The following is a 14474-nucleotide window of genomic DNA, read 5'->3' on the forward strand; positions in this document are numbered from 1 at the left end:
GCGTCTCCCGTAGTTCCTCTCTCAGGAGGAACGAGTTGAACGGACCACGACCTTTCGGGTGTTAGAAACTCGCCCGGTTTCCAGCCCGTAAGTGGCGTGAACAGATTTGGGCAGGACGAGACTTGCGGTCGCCTTGTCGATACCCGACTACGACCATTATATATGTTCGTGCCGAGCGAAAGGAAGACGCCAGAGCGGCAATCGCTGTTCGCTGGGCGGCGACGGATTGGAAAAATATGATCGACGATGTCTACAATGCGAAAATTCTGGGTTTTGCCGGAAATATCGCACGGATCGGTCGGCTCGACCGGCCCGACGCAACCGCACGAGCACATTCCAAGCTGTGCGGCTCGACAGTGACCGTCGATCTGAAGATGGATGACGGCGTCGTCAGCGATTTCGCGCATGACGTGAAGGCCTGTGCGCTTGGCCAGGCGTCGTCTTCGATCATGGCGCAGCATGTCGTCGGCGCCAGCGCGGAAGAACTGCGCAGCGTGCGCGAGACGATGCTAAAAATGCTGAAGGAAAATGGCCCGCCGCCCGAAGGCCGCTTCGCCGACCTGAAATACCTGGAACCGGTGCGCGATTACAAGGCGCGCCACGCCTCGACCATGCTGACCTTCGACGCAGTGGTCGACGCGATCGGCCAAATCGAGAAGAAGCGGGCGGAACAGGCGGCCTAAACCTCGGCAAGAAAACGCCGGCTTTCGGCGAATTCCGCCCGGACCCAGTCGGCAAAAGCCCTGGCCGGCTCGGAAAGGTCGTTTAGTCTTCTGGCCACCAGCCAATAGGCGCCGGACGCAACGTCGATGTCGAAAGGCTTGACCAGCGCGCCGGACGCAAGTTCTTCGCCGATCTGCAAAAGATCGCCCAGTGCGACACCATGTCCAAGCAAGGCTGCCTGCTTCGAGAGCGAGGCATCCGCCAGCATCGGTCCACGCGCAGGCACGGCTTCAGGGGTCACGCCGGCCGCTTCGAACCAGCGCGTCCAAGCCTGACGGTTTTCTTCGTGCAGCAATGTATAGCGACCAAGGTCGATCGGTTTTTCCAGAGCTGGCCCGGACGCAAGAAGCGCCGGCGACAGAACCGGTGAATCGACGACCGAGGCAAGCTGTTCGGCTTCGCTGCGTGGCCATGAAGTGGCGTGCGCACTGAAGCGTAGAGCAAGTTCAGGCTGATCGCTGCGGAACTCTATCAACCTCGGGTCGACCTCAAGGGAAACGTCGATATCGGGTCGCAACTGGCGAAATCGGTTGAGCCGCGGCACCAGCCATACGGATGCAAGCGACGGCTCGACGCTGACACGGACCACGGACTGCGTCGGGGCCGCCGTCAATTCCGAAAGCAGCCTGTCGATGCCCCCGAAACTTCTGACCAACTGGTCGAGCAGCCGCCGGCCGGTGTCGGTCAACTCGACGCGGCGATGATGGCGGAAGAACAAAGGTTGGCGCAGGAACGTTTCGAGCTCGCGGATCTGGCGGCTGATCGCTGCCTGCGAAACATAAAGCTCCTCGGCCGCACGGCTGAAGCTCAGGTGACGACCGGCGGCTTCGAAGCTTCTAAGAGCCGTCAGGGGGAGGCGTCCGCGCTTCATTCGCATAACTCAGAGTTATCTGACGTCGACGTTATACTCGTTTGAAGAGCAAGGCCAGCGGCGCTCTAATCGGTGCTCAAAGGAGTGCTGCCATGATCCAGTTTCTCAACATCCTGGGCGATGTCGTGCGGATCGCGACATTTCAATGGCATGACGAGAAACCGCATGGCGACTGGTGCGAGGGGAGGCCGCCGACCAGCGTCGCCGCATGTCGGAAGCCGACGCCCGACCGGTACCCGGTTCGCCGTTCGAGGCAGTGACGGGATTGCCGGAACGGCATTGCGTTCCCGGCCCGATGCGCACATCTATCCTGAAGGGAAACGCGACGCGGAGACTGTGGTGGTCGGCCAACATCGGCATGCGCACGGCGCCAGGCCGATTCGACAAGGACGCAACTGGCCCGGCCCGTGGCGCAAGACGCCGGGCCGCGTCTTCGGCACGTCGCTCGTCCGGCTCTACCAGCTGACGCTGTCCGGCTTTGTGGGCAATTCCTGCCGGCATCTGCCGACCTGTTCCGAATACGCGCACGAAGCGATCGCCCGGCATGGACTTTGGGCCGGCGGCTGGATGGGGTTCTTTCGCGTGCTGCGCTGCGGGCCGTTAGGGACGCATGGCATCGACCGCGTGCCCGAAACCCTGGCTGAGCGCTATGTCTGGTTTGCGCCGTGGCGGTACTGGCGGATCGGGAAAAAACGTGGCGACCTAGACAGTTGACCGCAACTGTTCGTTACACAACCGCACCGCTGTTTACGATCTGGTAGGGTTAACCGCAGCTTGCGCGGACATAGCGCATTTAAGACAAAATCGAGACAAGACGCCTCGCTAAGCCGCTCCTGACACCCTTCAGGAGAGATTACCAAATGCGCCGGATAGATCGTCTTCCCTTCGTTTTCGCCGTGATTCTCTATGTCCTGGCGTGGCTGTTGGGTTTTCCGATCCGTGCGCAATCGGCCCCGCTCGGGGACGTCGAATGCACGCTGATCGTCGACGCCGCGAGCGGCGAGACGCTGTACCGGCAAGGGGTTTGCGACCAGCGCGTCAGTCCCGCCTCGACATTCAAGGTTCCGCTGGCGCTGATCGGCTATGACACCGGAATCCTGAGCGACGAGCATACACCGAATTGGGAGTACAAAGCGGAGTTCAACGCGCCGAAACGGGACCGCAAGACCGTCGACCCGACGATCTGGGAAAGGGATTCGGCCCTTTGGTTCTCACGCGAGATCACGCGCCGGCTCGGCAGCAAACAGTTTGCCGGCTATGTGTCCAGATTGGACTATGGCAACACCGACGTCTCCGGCAATTCCGGCAAGAATGACGGCCTCACCCATTCCTGGGTGAATTCTTCGCTCGAGATATCGCCGGTCGAGCAGGTCGATTTCCTGCGCAAGCTGCTGGCGCGGAATCTGCCGGTCTCGGACAAGGCCCATGCGATGACCAATGCGATTGTCCCGACCTTCCGGGCGGGCGGCTGGACGGTGCAGGGCAAGACCGGGACGACCAGGCTTGGCGACGATGCCGACAAGCGCTCGCTTGGCTGGTTTGTTGGCTGGGCGCAGAAGGATGCTCGCAAGATCGTCTTTGCCCGCCTCGTAGTCGATACGAAACGTTCCGACACGCCGAAGGGGCTCAAGACGCGGGCGATGTTCCTGAAAGAGCTGCCGAATCTCCTCGGGTGACCTAAATCCGGCTTTACGGCGCCGAAAACTGCCCATAAAAGACCGCTCGCCGCCGGACGCATCCGGCTCTTACTTGATGTAAGTCGCAACCCCAAAATCGCTACGCAGTTTTGGGCGACGTGCATTTTACCACCCGCGCTCGTTTGCGGGACTGGATAGGAGAATTTAATGCTGAATTCCGTTTCCCTGACATTTCCCGATGGCTCCGTCCGCGACTACGACGCGGCGATGACCGGCGCCGGCCTGGCGGAATCGATCTCGAAGTCGCTGGCCAAGAAGGCCGTTGCCTACAGCATCGACGGCACGTTGCGCGACCTTTCCGACCCGATCGGCAAATCAGGCAAGCTCGAAATCATCACCCGCGAGGATCCGCGTGCGCTGGAGCTCATCCGCCATGATGCCGCGCACGTGCTGGCCGAAGCCGTGCAGGAACTTTGGCCGGGAACGCAGGTGACCATCGGGCCGGTGATCGAGAACGGATTCTACTACGACTTCGCCCGCAACGAGCCGTTCACGCCCGACGATTTCCCGGTGATCGAGAAGAAGATGCGCGAGATCATTGCGCGCAACAAGCCGTTCACCAAAGAGGTGTGGTCGCGTGAAAAGGCGAAAAGGATCTTTGCCGACAAGGGCGAGCGCTACAAGCTCGAGCTGATCGACGCCATCGCCGAGGATCAGGATCTCAAGATCTATGCGCAGGGCGACTGGTTCGACCTTTGCCGCGGTCCGCACATGGCCTCGACCGGCCAGATCGGCAACGCCTTCAAGCTGATGAAGGTCGCCGGCGCCTATTGGCGCGGCGATAGCAACAACCCGATGCTGACGCGCATCTACGGCACGGCCTGGGCCGACCAGGCGCAGCTCGAAGCCTATCAGACGATGCTGGAGGAAGCCGAGAAGCGCGACCACAGGAAGCTCGGCCGTGAGATGGACCTGTTCCATTTCCAGGAGGAGGGCCCCGGGGTCGTGTTCTGGCACGCCAAGGGCTGGAGGATGTTCCAGAACCTGGTCAATTACATGCGCCGCCGCCTGGACGAGCAGGGCTACCAGGAGGTCAACGCGCCGCAGGTGCTCGACAAGAGCCTGTGGGAGACCTCAGGCCACTGGGGCTGGTACCGGGACAACATGTTCAAGGTGACGGTCGCCGGCGACGACACCGACGACGACCGGGTGTTTGCGCTGAAGCCGATGAACTGCCCCGGCCACGTCCAAATCTTCAAACACGGGCTGAAGTCCTACCGCGATCTGCCGGTAAAACTTGCGGAATTCGGCAATGTGCATCGCTATGAGCCGTCCGGCGCACTGCACGGGCTGATGCGGGTGCGCGGCTTTACCCAGGACGATGCCCACATCTTCTGCACCGAGGAACAGCTCGCCGACGAGTGCATCAAGATCAACGACCTGATCCTGTCGACCTATGCCGATTTCGGCTTCGACGAAATCACGGTCAAGCTGGCGACCCGCCCCGAAAAACGGGTCGGCACCGACGCGATGTGGGATCACGCCGAGGGCGTGCTGCAGGACGTGCTCGACAAGATCGCGGCGCGGTCGGGCAACCGGATCAAGACGGGCGTAAATCCGGGCGAGGGCACGTTCTACGGGCCGAAGTTCGAATATGTGCTGAAGGACGCCATCGGCCGCGACTGGCAATGCGGCACCACGCAGGTCGACTTCAACCTGCCGGAACGGTTCGGCGCCTTCTACATCGGCTCCGATTCGGAAAAGAAGCAGCCGGTGATGGTGCATCGCGCCATCTGCGGTTCGATGGAGCGTTTTCTCGGCATCCTGATCGAGAATTATTCCGGCCATTTCCCGCTCTGGTTCGCGCCGCTGCAGGTGGTGGTGGCGACGATCACTTCCGATGCCGACGATTACGCGCGAAAAGTCGTTGCGCAGCTGAAGGCGGCCGGGCTGATCGCCGAAACCGACCTGCGCAACGAGAAGATCAACTACAAGGTCCGCGAGCACAGCCTTGCCAAGGTGCCGGTCATCGTCGTTTGCGGCAAGCGCGAGGCTGAGGAAGAAACGGTCAATGTCCGCCGTCTCGGGTCGCGCGACCAGGAATCGCTTGGCCTCGCGGCCGCCGTGAAACTGCTTTCCGACGAGGCGGTGACACCCGACCGCAAGCGCCGCGCGGCCTGAGCCGGCCAATCAGCAACGAAATGGCGGTGGATCGCTCCACCGCCATTTTCATATGCTTGTCACGCCAATTGTGTAGCGAGCCCCATGCTCAAGCTGAAGATGCGCGAAAGACCGTTTCCCGAGCTCTCCTATGCCGGTCCGCATCAGCCGGCGCTGACGCGCTGGTTCATCCACTCGGTCGAAGGCCTGTCGGGACGTGATCGCTTCGCCGCACTCTATGATTTCTGGCGCCGGCAAGTGGTGCCGAACGGAGAGCGCGTGTTCAGCCGCATGCTGGAGCTGATCGACGTCCGGGTGCGGACCGCCGGTCAATGGCCGCCGGCAAACCTGCCCGACACGCCGCTGGTGATTGTTGCCAACCATCCGTTCGGCATCGGCGACGGTATTGCCGTGCTGTCGCTGGCGGAGCAGCTCGGCCGACCGTTCCGCGTCATGATCCACAGGGATCTGCTCAAGATCCGCGAGATGGAGCCCTATTCGCTGCCGATCGACTTTTCCGAGACCAAGGACGCGCTGAAGAACAACATGGCGGTCCGCCATGAAGCGGTGCGGCTGCTCAAGGAGGGCGTCACCATCGTCGTCTTTCCGGCGGGAGGTGTCGCCACCGCGCCGAAGGGGTTTGGCCGGGCACGCGATCTGCCGTGGAAGGTGTTTCCGGCCCGTCTCGTTCAGGACGCAAAGGCGTCGGTCATCCCATTGCATTTTTCGGGCCAGAACGGCCGGCTGTTCCATCTGGTCAGCGGACCGATGAACATGGCCGAGCGCGACGGGCGTGTGGCGAAATTCGTCGGCAAGGCCTCGCTGACACTGCGCACATCGCTGCTCATCCGTGAATTTGCGCGGCTCTCCGGCAAATCGATCGACGTGCGCGTCGGCGACGTGCTGGGGTGGGACGAACTGGAGCCGCTGCGAGACCGCAAGGCCTTGCTCGACCGCCTTCAGCGCGGCGTCTTCGATCTGGCGCCGGCCGAGACGACTGGCCGCGTGCCGTTGCTGGCGCGACGCATGCGCAAAGCAGCCTAGAGGGGGCGCGGCTTAGTCGGCGCCTTCCTCGGAATCGATGGCCGAAGCTTCGGTTGCCAGGACTTCGATGTCCTGATTGTGTCCGGCCACCACCGTAAAATCCTTCTGGTAGATGCGGTCGCGGTTTTTGGCGATGATGGTGTAGTCGCCCTCGGCCAGCACCATCGAGGCAAAGGCGCCGACGGTCTCCTTGATCGGGTCGCCGGACTCGTTCAGCAGCGACCAGGAGGTGTCGGCGATCGCCTCGCCGCCCGGCTCGCGCACCAGCTTCATGGTCATCTCGGCGGCACGATGCTCGACCGTCGCTTCGGTCAGCTTGCCGGCCTCGACGCGGATGTCGGAGCGGATGACCGCGTTCACAGCGCCATAGGTCGAAACAACGTGGTAGGTGCCGGCATTGAGCCGCACGACGCTGTTCGGCTCGACATCGGGTATGATCAGCGCGCGATCGCCATCGGCCGCGGCGTGGCTCTCATAAATCGAGAAGCGCAGCTTCTTCGGCGGTATGCGCACCCCTCCCGACAGCACGGCATCAAGCTTGAGGCCGCCGGCATCGAGCACGAGGCTCTCACGCTTGGCTTCCTTGCCGACGGTGATGCGCTTGGTGGCGCCGGCCCGCCCGTAGGAGGCATGGACCAGATAGGAACCCGGCTCGAGCTGGAATACGGCGGTGCCGCCATGAGCGGAGGCGACCATCGGCAGCTTGCCGTCGCTGGCCGATTCGGGCTTGAAGACGCGCCAGACGATGCCGCGCGTGATGTCGGCACCCTTGTCGGTCAATTGCGCCGACAGCGTGATCGCCCCGCTGCTGCCCAATGCCAGCGATGTCTCGCTTTTCGGAGGCGCATAGCCCGAAATTCCGGGAAGTTTCAGATCACTGAGGCCGTCTACATTCTGGGCGGCGGCAAGCGAAACCGGCACCATCAACAGTGCGGCAGCGAGCCATATCAGGAAAAGACGCAATGTCCCCTCAAACATGCCTTGCGTTGAAGCCCAATGCGGTGGCAATTTCAAGGCTTAAGAGTCCGGTCGGCTTCTGCTAGAGGGCTCTTTGTCCGGCGCGTCGCGCCAATGCCCGAGCCGCCCGATATCCCGATGGCGCGCTTCAGCTCAAATTCCAGGAGACTTGCGCCCATGGCGTCGCCGATCATCGATTTTCTGCTGACCCGAAATTCCGCGCCGATCCCGGATTTGAAAGAGCCGGCACCGGGCGATGCGGAGATCGCGACCATGATCGCCGCCGCCTCGCGGGTGCCGGATCATGGCCGGCTGGAGCCCTGGCGTTTCATCCTCTATCGCGGCGAGGCTCGCGTCGAGATCGGCAAGGAGTTGGCAGCACTTGCCGAACAGCGCGAAGGGCCGTTGCCGGAAGGCCGCCGCAACCAGGAATTGGCACGCTTTTCGCGGGCGCCGCTGGTCATCGGCGTGATCTCGATCCCCAGGGAAAATCCAAAGATCCCGCAATGGGAGATGTTCTTGTCCGGCGGCATGGCTGCGATGAACCTGCTGCTTGCCGCCAATGCGCTGGGCTACGGTACCAACATGATCAGCAACTGGTATTCCGACGTGCCAGAGGGCAGGGCGATCCTCGGTCTGGCGCCGCATGAGCGGGTCGTCGGTTTTGTCCATATCGGCTCCTATCAGGGGCCAGCGCCGGAGCGGCCACGGCCCGATCCGGCAAAGCTCTACGCCGACTATTCGGGGCCGTGGGTGGGATAATTTTCGACCCGGAACCAGACCCTAAGCGTCAAGCCCCGCTGCCCTGGCTCGCGCCAGGAGCCGCTCGGCGAGCTTGAGATGCGGCCGGTCGTACATCTTGCCGTCGATGCCGACGACGCCGGGGTTTCCCGCCGCCTTGAATGCCTCGACGATCGCCAGCGAATTTTTCACCGCTTGCGCCGAAGGCGTGAAGGCGGCGTTGATGACCGGCACCTGCGCCGGATGGATCGCCATCTTGCCGGTGAAGCCGTCGCGCTCGGCCTCGGCGCATTCGGCCTCGAAGCCGGCCATGTCGCGAAAATCCGGAAAGACGGTGTCGATCGCCGCGACTTCCGCGGCATTCGCCGCAAGCAGGGTCATGGTGCGGGCGAAGCGGAATACATCCGTGTAGCGGCCATTCGCGTCGCGCGTCGAGCGCGCGCCGATTGCCGCCGACAGATCTTCCGCGCCCCAGGTGACGCCGACAAGCCGCGCGCTTGCCTTGGCGTAGGTCACGGCGGCCAGAACGCCGGCGGCCGTTTCTGTGATGATCGGCAGGATCTTTATCGCGCCATCCGGCAGGCCGCTTTCAGCTTCGTGCACCCTGAGCTTGGCCGAGAGATGCTGGACATCCAGTCCGCTGTTCGACTTAGGCAGCATGATGCCGTCGGGCTTCACTGGCACGAGCGCCGCCAGATCGTCGTCGGTCAGTCCGGTCGAAAGGTCATTGACGCGCACATAGATCGCGGAGTTGGTTCGGTGCCTGTGCCCGGCGAGGAAACGCGCCGCTGTGTCGCGCGCCAGCCCCTTGTTTTGCGAGGCAATCGAGTCCTCGAGATCGACGATGACCATGTCGGCGCCCGCGCCAAAGCCCTTCTCCAGCTTCTTTTCCGAATCGCCGGGAACGAAGAGCAGGGAACGCATCGGCTATGCCTTTTTCATCATCATGGCTTGCCTCGTGCATCTGGCAACCAGCACGTCGTTCTGGTTATAGGCGCGGTGCTCGAACTCGACGATACCGCGGTCCTGTTTCGACCTGGAATCGCGCACCGAAACCACCGTGGTCTCGACGCGAATCGTGTCGCCATGGAAGACGGGGTGCGGAAACACCGTCTCCTTCATGCCGAGATTGGCGATGGTGGTGCCGACGGTGATGTCGTTGACCGAGATGCCGATCATCAGGCCAAGCGTGAACAGCGAATTGACCAGGGGCTTGCCCCATTCGCTCTTGGCGGCGAAGTCGAAATCGATGTGCAGCGGTTGCGGGTTCAGCGTCATCACCGAAAACAGCATGTTGTCGCTTTCGGTCACGGTCTTGCGCAGCGTGTGCTTGAACACATGGCCGACAACGAACTCCTCAAGGTAAAGGCCGGCCATGGTCTGTCTCCTCCACTGCTTAAGGGTTGATAGGCGTTGCATACCGGGCTCGCAAGCCAGTTAACGAACATGGTGAACCGTTCGTAAACCATTTGTGCCTACGGTCTCGACAGGCGCCAGAAGCGTTCTGGCAAAGGGCGTAAGCAGGCGACATGGTCGTTTCGCATTTCCTGAAATGGATCCACACGGCAAAGGTGTCGGAGCGTGCTGCGGCGGCAAGCGCGCTGGCTCGCGCCTATGTCGACTCGGACCTGCCTTTCGAGGACCGCTGCGCTGCCGACGCGGCGCTGACGTTGCTGCTCGATGACGCATCGTCGAAGGTGCGGCTGGCGATCGCCGACGCGCTTTCCATGAGCCATCATGCGCCGCCGCAGATCGTCAGCGCGCTGGCTTCGGACCAGCCCGAGGTGGCCGCTTTGGTACTGGCGCGCTCGCCGCTGCTTACCGATTCCGACCTGATTGATCGGGTTGCCGGCGGCCAGAAAGCGACGCAGAAGGTGATCGCCGACCGGCCGCGCGTCTCGATGTCGGTTGCGGCGGCGATCGCCGAGGTCGGTGAGCCGGAAGCCTGCACCACGCTGCTCGCCAATAGCGGCGCCGACATCGCATCCGTCAGCTTTCGCCGCATGGCCGAGCGTCACGGCCATCTGCCTCTGGTGCGCGAGGCGCTGATCGCCGACATCCGGCTGCCCGCCGACTGCCGGCATATGCTGCTGGTCAAGCTAGGGGAGATGCTCAAGGGGTCGCCATTGGTGCTGGCGCTGATGGGCGCCGCCAGGGCCGAGCGCATCACGCGCGATGCTTGCGTCAAGGCTTCGGTGACACTGATCGAAGGCACGCGGGCGGAGGAACATACCGCACTTGTCGAACATCTGCGCCTGCGCGGCGACCTGACCGCAAGCTTCGTCATCCGCACCATCGCGCACGGCAAGGTCGACTTCTTTGGTTCGGCGCTGGTCGCGCTCAGCCAGCAGCCCGAGCAACGGGTGAGGGCGCTGCTGGCCAGCGGGCATGACATAGCGTTGCAGGCACTGTTCCGCAGCGCCGGGCTTGCCGCCGCCACCCACGCCATCATCCTGCGCGCGCTGAAGGTCTGGCGTGAGGTCGCCAATGGCAAACGCCTCGCCGGCGTCCAGGAAGTCAGCTGGCTGATGCTGAAGGAATTGGGCGGACAGTCCGCCGAAGGCGATCTCGCCAGGCTGGTCAAATCGATCCATCTCGATGCGCTGCGCGAGAACGCACGCGGGCACGCGCTGGCGATCGCGGCTGCTTAAAGCAATTCCAGGAAAAGCGTGAAACGGTTTTCCGACTTGCGTCAAAAAATAAAAAACTGAGCGGTTCGGCGTTTCCGTGAAACGCTGAACCGTTCCAGGCCTCATCCTTCGCGAAAAATCCGGAAAAGTCTTGCGCACAGTGACAGCCGCCGTCCGCGGCTCGCCTAGCAGAAGACGCTCAGATATCCAGCACTTCCGTCGCGGCGAATTCCGCGCGTTCCTGGATGAAGCGGAAGCGGGCCTCGGGCTTGGTGCCCATCAATGCGTCGACCGCATCCTTGGTCGCCGCCTCGGCGTCGATGACGTCCACCCTGAGCAGCGTGCGCTTTCTCGGGTCCATGGTGGTTTCTTTGAGCTGGGCGGCCATCATTTCGCCCAGCCCCTTGAAGCGGCCGATTTCGACTTTGCCGCGCCCGGTGAATTCGGTGCGCAGAAGTTCGTCCTTGTGCGCATCGTCGCGGGCATAGGCGACCTTGCCGCCTTGCCGGATCGAGTAGAGCGGCGGCACCGCCAGATAGAGATGGCCGCCGCGGACCAGGCTCGGCATCTCCTGGTAGAAGAAGGTGATCAGCAGCGAAGCGATATGGGCGCCATCGACGTCGGCGTCGGTCATGATGATGACCCGGTCGTAACGCAGGTCCTCGTCGCGGTATCTCGAGCGCGTGCCGCAGCCCAAGGCCTGGATCAGGTCGGATATCTGCTGGTTGCCGGCCAGCTTGTCGTTACCGGCGCTGGCGACGTTGAGGATCTTGCCGCGGAGCGGCAGCACCGCCTGGCTGGCGCGGTCGCGCGCCTGCTTTGCCGAACCGCCAGCCGAATCGCCCTCGACGATGAACAGCTCGGCGCCGGCCGCTGCATTCTGCGTGCAATCGGCGAGCTTGCCGGGCAGGCGCAGCCTGCGCACGGCGCTCTTGCGCGACACTTCCTTTTCCTGGCGGCGGCGCACCCGCTCGTCGGCACGCGCGATCACCCATTCGAGCAGTTTCGAAGCTTCCTGCGGATTGTCGGCCAGCCAATGGTCGAACGGGTCGCGGATGGCGCTTTCGACGATGCGGATCGCCTCGATCGTCGCCAGCCTGTCCTTGGTCTGGCCGACGAATTCCGGTTCGCGGATGAACACCGACAGCATGCCCGCCGCCGAGATCATCACATCCTCGGATGTGACGATCGAAGCGCGCTTGTTGCCGACCAGATCGGCATAAGCGCGCAAGCCGCGCGTCAGAACGTTGCGGAAGCCGGCCTCGTGCGTGCCGCCTTCAGCTGTCGGAATGGTGTTGCAATAGGAATTTATAAAACCGTCGCCGCCGAACCAGGTCACCGCCCATTCGAGCGAGCCGTGACCGCCCTGCTTCTCGCTCTTGCCGGCGAACATTTCACGGGTCACCTGGAATTCGTCGCCGAGCGAGGCTTTCAGATAGTCCTTGAGGCCGCCCGGAAAATGGAATTCTGCCTTGGCCGGCGTCGTGTCCTTTTCCTTGATCAGCGAGGGATCGCAGGTCCAGCGGATTTCGACACCGCCGAACAGATAGGCTTTTGACCGCGCCATGCGGTAGAGCCGCGCCGGCTCGAACGCAGCACCCTTGCCGAAAATCTGCTCGTCTGGATGGAAGCGGATCTTCGTGCCGCGCCGGTTGTGCACCTCGCCGAGCTGCTCCAGGCCGGTCACCGGAACGCCTCGCGAGAAGCGCTGGCGATAGAGCTTGCGCCCAATCGCAACCTCGACCTCGAGATGGTCGGACAGCGCGTTGACCACGGAAACGCCGACACCGTGCAGGCCTCCCGAGGTCTCGTAGACCTTGCTGTCGAACTTGCCGCCTGAATGCAGCGTGGTCATGATGAGTTCGAGCGCCGGCTTCTTGAATTTCGGGTGCGGATCGACCGGAATGCCGCGGCCGTTGTCGGTTACAGACAGGTATCCGTCGGCGGAAAGCTCGACATCGATGAAGGTAGCATGGCCGGCGACCGCCTCGTCCATCGAATTGTCGATGACCTCGGCGAACAGATGGTGCATCGCCTTGTCGTCGGTGCCGCCAATGTACATGCCCGGGCGGCGGCGCACCGGCTCCAGCCCCTCCAGCACCTCGATATCGGCGGCACTATAGCTCTCGCTGGCATCGCGGGGCGCCGGCCGCTTCGCCGCCTGCACCAGCGGGTCGGCCGGGCGCGCGGCGCGAGCCGGTTGCGGCTGCTTGCCCAAATTGCCGAAAAGATCGTTATTGTCGTCCATGCCGGTCCTGGATTCCGATGCTGCGAATCACCACCCGATACTGCCACGCTTTTTGCGGGCAGGCGACGGAGGTTCCTGTTACGTTCGAGGATAGAGCCTCTTACTGCAAAACCATTCGACAACCAAGCGGCGGAAATGGGGTCGAAGCTTGGAGCATCGACGCTTTGTAAACCTTGTCCGAAGGTTACGCCGCAAGGTTGGCTGAAAAACGATATCCGCGGACTGTCGCTGACCTAGAATGCAGCGAAACCCTCAAGAGGCTGTCGCTTAAGCATGTTGGATTACAGTTCGCTCCTGCTCGCAGCGGCGCTGTCGGGCACGTGCCTCAGCATCACCATGTTTGCGATCTGGTTCACCGCGCCACAGGCACGCTTTGTGCTGACGGTGGCGTGCGGCATTCTCGTGCTCGTCGCACATGTGGTCTTGTTTTGGCATTACACAAGAGATCCAAGCCCCTGGCTTTGCCAGATCGTGCTTGCTCTTCTCAGCCTCGGCTTCCTGATTATCTGCCTGTCGGCCATGCAATATCTCAGCATGCGCGACTATAGGCGCGCCATCTTGCCGACCTTGGCTGCGATGGCTGTTTGCGCGGGCGCGACGTATCTCGGGTTTGATGGTGTCGGCTTCATTGTCACCTATGCGACGGTAACGGCGCTACTCTCGCTTATCGGGGCGATGTTCTGGATTGAGGGTGGTCATGATCGCCGGATATTGCTGGTCGTATCGTTCCTGAGCGGCGTCTGTGCGCTGTCGTTCGGACTTTGCGGCGCGGTCCTGCTGGTCAAGGGCCAGTGGGTGCTCGGCGTAGCACCGGACAATTGGGCCGAGCGGGTGAATTCCGTCGTAGCCGTCGCCTGCATGACCGGGCTTGGCGCATTAACGCTCTCCCTGCACCATTTGCAGGCGCAGATCGAATTGAAGGCCGAGACGATGACCGATCCATTGACCGGGCTGATGAATCGGCGGGCGTTAACGGCACTCTACGGCGAGCGGGTCTTCGGTCCGTTTATGTCCGTCGCCATGTTCGACCTCGACCATTTCAAAAGGACGAACGACGTATTCGGTCATCCGGTCGGCGACCAGGTCCTGCGCCGCTTTGCCGCCGTCATCAGGAAATACGCCAGAACCGGCGTCGACGCCTTCCGGCTGGGCGGCGAGGAATTCGTGCTCGTCATGTCGCGGATGACGGAAGAAAAAGCCTATGACATTGCGAGCAAGATCAGCGTCGCCTTCGGTACGGAAGTCGTGGCCACCCAGCTTGGTCCGTTGCGAAGCACAGTCAGCGGCGGCATCGGCTTTGGTGGGACGAGCGGCACCGGTCTCGATGATGTGCTGGCCGAAGCCGACGCCGCGCTCTATGCGGCAAAGCGCGCCGGGCGAAATCGCGTCATCGCCCGGGACAGGGCGAGCAAGGCCGACGGGCCGGCCTTGCGTTCTGCCTGATTGAGGCTTCTATCTTCTTG

General features: G+C 62.5%; 14 protein-coding genes. 9 read left to right on the plus strand and 5 right to left on the minus strand.

The window, feature by feature from the left end; translation table 11 throughout:
* Positions 1 to 236 precede the first annotated feature (236 nt).
* The gene (locus tag NKJ93_RS00495) at positions 237 to 683 is read left to right on the plus strand and encodes an iron-sulfur cluster assembly scaffold protein (protein ID WP_023720146.1); all 447 of its coding nucleotides are present in this window, start codon (positions 237 to 239) and stop codon (positions 681 to 683) included.
* Here NKJ93_RS00495 and NKJ93_RS00500 read toward each other — a convergent pair.
* Positions 680 to 1594: a LysR substrate-binding domain-containing protein gene (locus NKJ93_RS00500; RefSeq protein ID WP_023720145.1), complete on the minus strand. Its 915-nt coding sequence runs from the start codon at positions 1592 to 1594 to the stop codon at positions 680 to 682. The two genes, NKJ93_RS00495 and NKJ93_RS00500, sit on opposite strands and share 4 nt — an antisense overlap.
* Before the next feature lie 92 nt (positions 1595 to 1686).
* Here NKJ93_RS00500 and NKJ93_RS00505 point away from each other — a divergent pair, with 92 nt between their 5' ends.
* From NKJ93_RS00505 to NKJ93_RS00525, 5 genes are all read left to right on the plus strand, one after another.
* The gene (locus tag NKJ93_RS00505; RefSeq protein WP_198030511.1) at positions 1687 to 1854 is read left to right on the plus strand and encodes a hypothetical protein; all 168 of its coding nucleotides are present in this window, start codon (positions 1687 to 1689) and stop codon (positions 1852 to 1854) included.
* A gap of 79 nt (positions 1855 to 1933) precedes the next feature.
* Positions 1934 to 2308 carry a membrane protein insertion efficiency factor YidD gene (gene yidD, locus NKJ93_RS00510; RefSeq protein WP_031194332.1) on the plus strand — a complete coding sequence of 125 codons (375 nt, stop codon included), beginning with the start codon at positions 1934 to 1936 and terminating at the stop codon, positions 2306 to 2308.
* Positions 2309 to 2454: 146 nt separating this feature from the next.
* A complete protein-coding gene (blaOXA, locus tag NKJ93_RS00515) occupies positions 2455 to 3270 on the plus strand; it encodes a class D beta-lactamase (protein WP_352586967.1) in 816 nt (271 codons plus the stop codon).
* Between the two features lie 168 nt (positions 3271 to 3438).
* Positions 3439 to 5412, plus strand: coding sequence for a threonine--tRNA ligase (thrS, locus tag NKJ93_RS00520; RefSeq protein WP_023720142.1), 1974 nt, complete (start codon positions 3439 to 3441; stop codon positions 5410 to 5412).
* A gap of 84 nt (positions 5413 to 5496) precedes the next feature.
* Complete coding sequence (locus NKJ93_RS00525) at positions 5497 to 6435, plus strand: lysophospholipid acyltransferase family protein (RefSeq protein WP_352482168.1); 939 nt, start codon at positions 5497 to 5499, stop codon at positions 6433 to 6435.
* 12 nt (positions 6436 to 6447) lie between these two features.
* Here NKJ93_RS00525 and NKJ93_RS00530 read toward each other — a convergent pair whose 3' ends face one another.
* Positions 6448 to 7413 (minus strand): RgsD C-terminal domain-containing protein, encoded by a 966-nt coding sequence (locus NKJ93_RS00530; protein WP_023720140.1) that lies wholly within the window; start codon positions 7411 to 7413, stop codon positions 6448 to 6450.
* A gap of 156 nt (positions 7414 to 7569) precedes the next feature.
* Between NKJ93_RS00530 and NKJ93_RS00535 the strand changes: the two genes are divergently transcribed.
* Complete coding sequence (locus NKJ93_RS00535; protein WP_352495372.1) at positions 7570 to 8154, plus strand: nitroreductase family protein; 585 nt, start codon at positions 7570 to 7572, stop codon at positions 8152 to 8154.
* A gap of 21 nt (positions 8155 to 8175) precedes the next feature.
* On the opposite strand, the gene NKJ93_RS00540 is transcribed toward NKJ93_RS00535, so the two are convergent.
* Together NKJ93_RS00540 and NKJ93_RS00545 are read right to left on the minus strand one after the other, a co-directional pair.
* A complete protein-coding gene (locus NKJ93_RS00540; RefSeq protein WP_352482170.1) occupies positions 8176 to 9057 on the minus strand; it encodes an HpcH/HpaI aldolase/citrate lyase family protein in 882 nt (293 codons plus the stop codon).
* Positions 9058 to 9060: 3 nt separating this feature from the next.
* Positions 9061 to 9510 (minus strand): MaoC family dehydratase, encoded by a 450-nt coding sequence (locus tag NKJ93_RS00545; protein ID WP_352482171.1) that lies wholly within the window; start codon positions 9508 to 9510, stop codon positions 9061 to 9063.
* A 152-nt stretch (positions 9511 to 9662) separates the two neighbouring features.
* Between NKJ93_RS00545 and NKJ93_RS00550 the strand changes: the two genes are divergently transcribed.
* Entirely contained in the window at positions 9663 to 10784 is a 1122-nt protein-coding gene (locus NKJ93_RS00550) for a DUF2336 domain-containing protein (RefSeq protein ID WP_352586970.1), read from the plus strand.
* Positions 10785 to 10962: 178 nt separating this feature from the next.
* Here NKJ93_RS00550 and parE read toward each other — a convergent pair whose 3' ends face one another.
* A complete protein-coding gene (gene parE / locus NKJ93_RS00555) occupies positions 10963 to 13011 on the minus strand; it encodes a DNA topoisomerase IV subunit B (RefSeq protein ID WP_352586974.1) in 2049 nt (682 codons plus the stop codon).
* 273 nt (positions 13012 to 13284) lie between these two features.
* Here parE and NKJ93_RS00560 point away from each other — a divergent pair, with 273 nt between their 5' ends.
* A complete protein-coding gene (locus NKJ93_RS00560; protein WP_023720133.1) occupies positions 13285 to 14454 on the plus strand; it encodes a GGDEF domain-containing protein in 1170 nt (389 codons plus the stop codon).
* Positions 14455 to 14474 lie beyond the last annotated feature (20 nt).

The organism is Mesorhizobium sp. M0028 (assembly GCF_040323855.1).
In the GTDB taxonomy this organism is placed as follows: domain Bacteria; phylum Pseudomonadota; class Alphaproteobacteria; order Rhizobiales; family Rhizobiaceae; genus Mesorhizobium.